The sequence below is a fragment of the Acetobacterium sp. genome (assembly GCF_030652775.1).
In the GTDB taxonomy this organism is placed as follows: Bacteria; Bacillota; Clostridia; order Eubacteriales; family Eubacteriaceae; genus Acetobacterium.
Genome location: NZ_JAUSPS010000066.1, coordinates 1 through 5,691, shown reverse-complemented (window position 1 = coordinate 5,691; position 5,691 = coordinate 1). Strand labels below are relative to the sequence as shown.

The 5,691-nt window shown below is 40.0% G+C and carries 8 protein-coding genes; 4 read left to right on the top strand and 4 right to left on the bottom strand.

Features of this window, described 5'->3' with window-relative positions:
- On the top strand, positions 1-533 hold a 533-nt coding region (locus tag Q7J41_RS11820; protein WP_304888336.1), incomplete at its 5' end, for a helix-turn-helix transcriptional regulator.
- The gene (locus Q7J41_RS11815; RefSeq protein WP_304888334.1) at positions 514-1,227 is read left to right on the top strand and encodes a 4Fe-4S binding protein; all 714 of its coding nucleotides are present in this window, start codon (positions 514-516) and stop codon (positions 1,225-1,227) included. The genes Q7J41_RS11820 and Q7J41_RS11815, both read left to right, overlap by 20 nt.
- A 180-nt stretch (positions 1,228-1,407) precedes the next feature.
- On the opposite strand, the gene Q7J41_RS11810 is transcribed toward Q7J41_RS11815, so the two are convergent.
- The 4 genes from Q7J41_RS11810 to Q7J41_RS11795 all read right to left on the bottom strand — a co-directional run bounded on the left by Q7J41_RS11810 (position 1,408) and on the right by Q7J41_RS11795 (position 3,425).
- On the bottom strand, positions 1,408-1,572 hold the full coding sequence (locus Q7J41_RS11810; RefSeq protein ID WP_304888332.1) for a hypothetical protein: 165 nt from the start codon (positions 1,570-1,572) through the stop codon (positions 1,408-1,410).
- A 107-nt stretch (positions 1,573-1,679) separates the two neighbouring features.
- Positions 1,680-1,859 carry a hypothetical protein gene (locus tag Q7J41_RS11805; protein WP_304888331.1) on the bottom strand — a complete coding sequence of 60 codons (180 nt, stop codon included), beginning with the start codon at positions 1,857-1,859 and terminating at the stop codon, positions 1,680-1,682.
- 5 nt (positions 1,860-1,864) lie between these two features.
- Entirely contained in the window at positions 1,865-2,881 is a 1,017-nt protein-coding gene (locus Q7J41_RS11800) for a DUF2804 domain-containing protein (RefSeq protein ID WP_304888329.1), read from the bottom strand.
- Between the two features lie 97 nt (positions 2,882-2,978).
- Positions 2,979-3,425 (bottom strand): aminoacyl-tRNA deacylase, encoded by a 447-nt coding sequence (locus tag Q7J41_RS11795; protein ID WP_304888327.1) that lies wholly within the window; start codon positions 3,423-3,425, stop codon positions 2,979-2,981.
- Between the two features lie 370 nt (positions 3,426-3,795).
- Here Q7J41_RS11795 and Q7J41_RS11790 point away from each other — a divergent pair, with 370 nt between their 5' ends.
- Positions 3,796-3,942 carry a glutaredoxin domain-containing protein gene (locus Q7J41_RS11790; protein WP_304888325.1) on the top strand — a complete coding sequence of 49 codons (147 nt, stop codon included), beginning with the start codon at positions 3,796-3,798 and terminating at the stop codon, positions 3,940-3,942.
- Between the two features lie 120 nt (positions 3,943-4,062).
- Entirely contained in the window at positions 4,063-5,673 is a 1,611-nt protein-coding gene (locus Q7J41_RS11785) for an IS1634 family transposase (protein WP_286804900.1), read from the top strand.
- Positions 5,674-5,691: the final 18 nt, after the last annotated feature.

Genomic DNA, 5,691 nt, shown 5'->3' with positions numbered 1-5,691 from the left:
CCAAACGACCACAAACTGGCTATTCAATAAAAAAATCAATCGAAAATGAGTTCCGGCATTTCTGGCAGGAAAGCTTTGGACAAATTTATCCGACCTTAAAGCTGCTGGTTGAACAGGGATTGGCAGAAACGGCTGAAACCGAAACCGTCCAGAATGGACGACAGACAATCACCTACACGATCACCGAAAAAGGCTGGGCCGAACTAAAACGATGGTTATCAGAAGCGCCCGATGTTGAAAAACTGAGATATGAAATTCTGCTGAAAGTATCTTTTGGTACCGCGACAGATCTTGACACCATTGATCAGCATCTGGACGCATTCATCGGACGTAACGAAAAAGCCCTTGCCGAAATGGAAGCCTTCCTGGTTTTTTTTAACGGCCTTGATGACCAAGGATGTGATCGATTGGGGAGCGAACTGACAGCGCTTTGCGGGAAATATTTATACACCGCCATGAAAGATTGGGCTTTAGCTGCGAAAAAAAAGATCTTGGATCAGAAGGAGTTAGAACATGAAACAAAAAATACGTAAAGGAATTCTCACCTATTCGGCCCTGCTTTTTCCCTTAACCTTTTTCTTTATGTCGCCTTATGTCATTATCATGTCGGCCGCCTATGGTATCGTAAACGGCAGCGCCTTATTTTTTGGATTCTTGCTGCTGTTCTCAATGATCGGAAGTCGCCTGTTCTGTGGCTGGCTTTGTCCGGGAGGCGCCATTCAGGAACAGGCCGCGCATTCCAACAGCAAAGCCTGGAATGGCAAATGGAAAAACAGCTCAAAATACATAATCTGGTTTTTCTGGTTAGCTTTTGTTGTCTTTTTATGGATCAGCAACGGTCCCCTCGCTGTCAATTTTTTCAATATGTATAGTTTGGATAGCCACATTTTTGTCATCTATATGATTGTTGTCACCCTGATCTATGTCTTTGCATTGGCAACGGGAAAAAGGGGTATGTGTCATAGTTTATGTTGGATGGCACCTTTTATGATCATCGGAGAAAAATGCGCTGATTTCTTGCACATTCCCCGATTCAGACTTAAGGCCGAAACTGAGAATTGTATTTCCTGTGGACGCTGCAGCAAAAAATGCCCGATGAGCCTTGATGTTGTGGAAATGGTTAAAACCAGTCAAATGGATTCAAATGAATGCATCAGTTGTCTGGAGTGTGCCGATATCTGCCCCAAACTGGTAATTAAATTTGGAATCAGCGCCAAAGCTAAATGATGGCTGATTGCACTATTTGTTTTTAGAATATTTTCCAAGCGTCTATCAAATAAAACGTCTCATGTCAAATGAATTCAAAAAATTTAAAAAAGGCCAGGATTTCCGGACCTTCGTCTTCAGTCTGAAACCCAGTTTTAAAACCTGGGTTTATCATATATAACGATCCTGGTTAAGACAGCTTCATACAGCAGAACGTTGATACCGATTTTCCAATTCATCAAAAACTTCATCAAAATTGTAGAGGTCATTGTTCTGAACATCTTTCAAACCAGCATTGACAAAGTTTCTTATTTCTATTTTTGCTATTTCTTCCGGTGTGTATAAAACTCCTGCAGTTGCTCCCATTTCGTACCCTCCATCTCGTTATTCTTAACAACATTATCGAAGACTATTCTAAAGTTTACATTTTCTTTTTCATAATTGCCAGAATATCAAACCGACACTTATTCCATCTAAGTAAGCTGATCCTCGATCAAACCTTTAGAAATATCCATTGCTTTGATTCTATTTCTAAGCAGTGAATGCTGAGAGGTTCCTTCTGCAAATTTACCTTGCATTTTTTCACATTTGCTAATCGTTGATGCTACTTCCCGAAGCGCTTTATTTAATTCTTCGTTGGTGTAATTATCCATACTGTTTACCATCTATTTTTGGCATGTTCACAGAATGCCATCATATTATTCACGATGATCTTTTTACCGTCCGGCAGCATCACAAATCCATCATAATATCCAAACAGCTGATGACAGTACATCTGAATAAACGCAACTTTTGTATCTGTCACTTTATCGTAAATTGGTGTCATCACAAACTCGAAAATTCCGTCTTCACCACGAAATTTCCATGGTTTCATGTAGTCATCCGTATCGACCTCAGTATGAAGCCGGCCTAATTTATAGGATTTTCCGTTCCAGAAAAACATATTTTCCGAAGCACATTTTAAATCACCAAAGCCCCATCCAATATTGAACCCAAAGTTGCCGCCTTCAATAATGGCCGAGCCATTGCCCCAAAACCATTCTTGCGAAAAAGGCCACACCCCTCTGCCCCAATCAAGGACGGCAGTACTATTCTCATCGAGTTCAACCTGTCGCTGGCCAAATTGAATGATCCCTTTTCCGCCAAAATAATTTTCCTTACAGTTTAAATAAAATTTAGTTTTCTTCTCAAACGGTGTTGCAATGACCATCTTTTCATTCGCAACATCGTTGTTAAGGACAAGATCGATATTAATGACTCCAATTTTATCGTCTAAAGCTTTCAGCTTCAGGTGTCGATGCGTCACCCCCACCTCAAAGCTCATGGAGTAATCTTTGCCCTCGATCGAAATAAGACTCGGCTGCTCAGGATCAATTGGCATTTCAATACTTTTAAGCGGCAGGGTTTTCATTCTGGAAAATGAGTAACTCTCCTGTGTTACCACATTAAAAAGTTCCGCCGAGAAATTAGCGATATATGAAATATTACCAATTGTCATCTTAAGAATATAATCTCCGATATAGATTTGATAAAAGTCCCATTCCTTCAGCGCAAGGGGATGTGCTTTAATATTCTCTTTGTTGTAGTTATACAGCATTTTCGTCGCATAACCGGGTTTGACAATCCGCCCTTGCCTATCTAACAGGTCGATTCTTTTTTCAAGTTTATTTTCCATTTACCGCCTCCATGATTATTTTAACCGCTCACATTAATTAAGTAGTAAATATACCCTAAAATGACATTACTTAACAGCTGTTCGCATAATACCCCTATTAATCAATTTCCGCCACTATATCATTAACCTTTATCAGATCCCGGGGATTTATTTTTAAAGTAAAATTGGCATCTCCGACACCGCCATAAACGTAGCGATAATTTAATAAATGTTGGTCCAATACACAAGGCAAATGATGGCCAACCAGCGGAACATTTCCCGCTTCATAACCAATTGTTTCTAGAACTTCTTCCGCCCTTGCCATTCTGACATTTTTGCATATTAGAATTTTTTTGATCTGTTTAAAATCGATCCGCTCCCGATCCCCTGATAACAGCAGGGCGAAATAACCCTTTTCGCTTTTAATGATAATTGTTGGTGCGGTCTCGCTAATTTCATAAATACCAATGGCATCATTAACCGTTAAAATGGGCTTTTCATTTTGCAATATTTCATAATCCACATCGCTATTGTTCAGCAATGATTTGAATTCTTCGATAGTCATTCTGTCACCTTTATATTTCTGTATTTATTTTTGCCGTTTCGTTTGTCTTATGTGCTCCTCTTATTGATTAAATTACACCCCCATTTGATGTTATATTCAACAGCAAAAACACCCATTCTCAAACATCACCTTTTTCTTGGAAAATGCGGGGTCGTTTCGTTTGTCATATCGACACTATCTACTGCCTTACGACAAAATGCTAAATAAACAAATATGATAATTCAATGAGTTGTTCGCAACTTCTAACAGTCTCTGATCTCCTGAAAATCTTTTAAGTATCCAGTAATTTTTTAATTTAATTGACAGATTAATAATAAGGTATAGAATGAAATTATAATCGGTGTGGCTAAAAACCGATGGAAGGAGACCCATGAAAAAAGAAATAAAATTGCACACCTGGCCGTTCTGTCCTTATTCCAATGGTGCAAAAAAACTTCTTAATGAAAGAGGTATTGCGTATACAGATGTCGATATATTTAAAAATGATGACTTAAGATATCACTTGGATTCCCGGTAATACCTAACGAGAATGCGCGTCTGTTGCAAAAAAACGCCTAAATTAAGCCGTTTATCATTATAAAAGCTGGTCATTCTCATCGTTATGTGTTATGCTATACATAACGATGAGGAGGGAGATATGGCAGCAATCATATATCAAAAAGACAAACGATCCAATATTACTTATGCTTATGAATCGATATCCTATTGGGATAAAGAGAAACAACAATCACGGGCAAAACGAAAACTAGTAGGCCGCGTCGATCAGCAGACAGGTGAAATTGTCCCGACAGATGGTCGTGGTCGAAAGAAAAAAGAATCCGATGTAGTGATTAAATGCGGCCCCATTCCAACAAAAACCGTAACCCGTTCTTTTTATGGTGCAACCTATCTTTTCGATGCAATTGGCGAGAAAATTGGAATCATTGCCGATCTGAAACATTGCTTTCCAGCGCAATACAAGCAAATTCTTTCGATCGCCTATTATCTTATTCTGGAAGAAAATAATCCGCTGTTTCGTTTCGAAAAATGGAGTATCCTGCACAAACACCCCTATGGACAGATCATCACCTCCCAACGCAGCAGTGAATTGTTCGCAGCGATTACGGAAGAAAAAAAGAATGAATTTTTCAGGCTGCAGGGTAAACGCCGAAACGAAAAAGAATTCTGGGCCTACGACACCACATCAATCTCCAGTTTTTCAGAACATTTGCGACAGGTTCAGTATGGAAACAATAAAGAAAATGACCGCTTGCCACAGTTCAATCTGGCGATGGTGTTTGGAGAAAGCTCCAACCTGCCCTTCTATTATCGCAAGTTGGCCGGTAATATTCCCGACTCTAAAACCATCCGGAATTTGTTGGCCGATCTGGATGTGCTGGGGTTTTCCAAAGTAAAACTTGTCATGGATCGTGGCTTTTACAGTGAAGCGAATGTTAACAGCCTTTACAAAGACCATTTAAAGTTCCTGATTGCCGTTAAAACATCATTGACATTTGTTCGCAACGAACTGGATAAAATTTATGATGGTTTCCGCTCGTTTGATTGCTACAGCGAAAAATACGAATTATATGCTAAAACGGTTACGACGGAGTGGAATTACCAGCTGGAACGCCCATATAAAGGCGATACCATTAAGGATAAAAGGCGACTGTACATCCATTACTACTATAACATTGATAAAGCGGCTGACGACGAAAAATCTTTCGACAGAAACTTGATTGAACTCCGCCGTGAACTGGAGACAGGCAAACCGGTTGCCGAACATGAGAAGGCCTATAAAAAATATTTCACCATTAAAACAACGCCGGTACGTGGCACGAAAGCCACCATCAATGAGCAGGCAGTGGCGAAAGCCAAACGCTACTTTGGTTTCTTTTCGCTGATCAGTAACGAAACCATGGATGCCATCACAGCACTTGATATCTATCGCAATAAAGATGTTGTTGAAAAAGCTTTCGGGAATCTGAAGGAACGATTGAATATGCGACGCACCTTGGTTTCTTCTGAACAAAGCCTGGATGGCAAACTATTTGTGGAATTCATTGCTTTGATCTACCTGTCCTACATCAAGAAAAAAATGCAGGATGCCGGGCTTTTTGGAAAGTGCACGATGCAGGGGCTGTTAGACAAACTCGATGTTATTGAATGTTTTGAAGAACCAGGTCATGCTGTCAGAGTAGGCGAGATCCTGGAGAAACAAAAAGAGCTATATGCTGCGATGGATATCCGGCCGCCAGTCTCGTTATGAGTGGCCGGGAATCCAGGA

What these genes read in the sequence shown, in the direction of transcription:
- Q7J41_RS11815 (WP_304888334.1), top strand. Translation starts at nt 514, where the DNA reads ATGAAACAAAAAATACGTAAAGGAATTCTCACCTATTCGGCCCTGCTT.
- Q7J41_RS11810 (WP_304888332.1), bottom strand. Translation starts at nt 1,572, where the DNA reads ATGGGAGCAACTGCAGGAGTTTTATACACACCGGAAGAAATAGCAAAA.
- Q7J41_RS11805 (WP_304888331.1), bottom strand. Translation starts at nt 1,859, where the DNA reads ATGGATAATTACACCAACGAAGAATTAAATAAAGCGCTTCGGGAAGTA.
- Q7J41_RS11800 (WP_304888329.1), bottom strand. Translation starts at nt 2,881, where the DNA reads ATGGAAAATAAACTTGAAAAAAGAATCGACCTGTTAGATAGGCAAGGG.
- Q7J41_RS11795 (WP_304888327.1), bottom strand. Translation starts at nt 3,425, where the DNA reads ATGACTATCGAAGAATTCAAATCATTGCTGAACAATAGCGATGTGGAT.
- Q7J41_RS11790 (WP_304888325.1), top strand. Translation starts at nt 3,796, where the DNA reads ATGAAAAAAGAAATAAAATTGCACACCTGGCCGTTCTGTCCTTATTCC.
- Q7J41_RS11785 (WP_286804900.1), top strand. Translation starts at nt 4,063, where the DNA reads ATGGCAGCAATCATATATCAAAAAGACAAACGATCCAATATTACTTAT.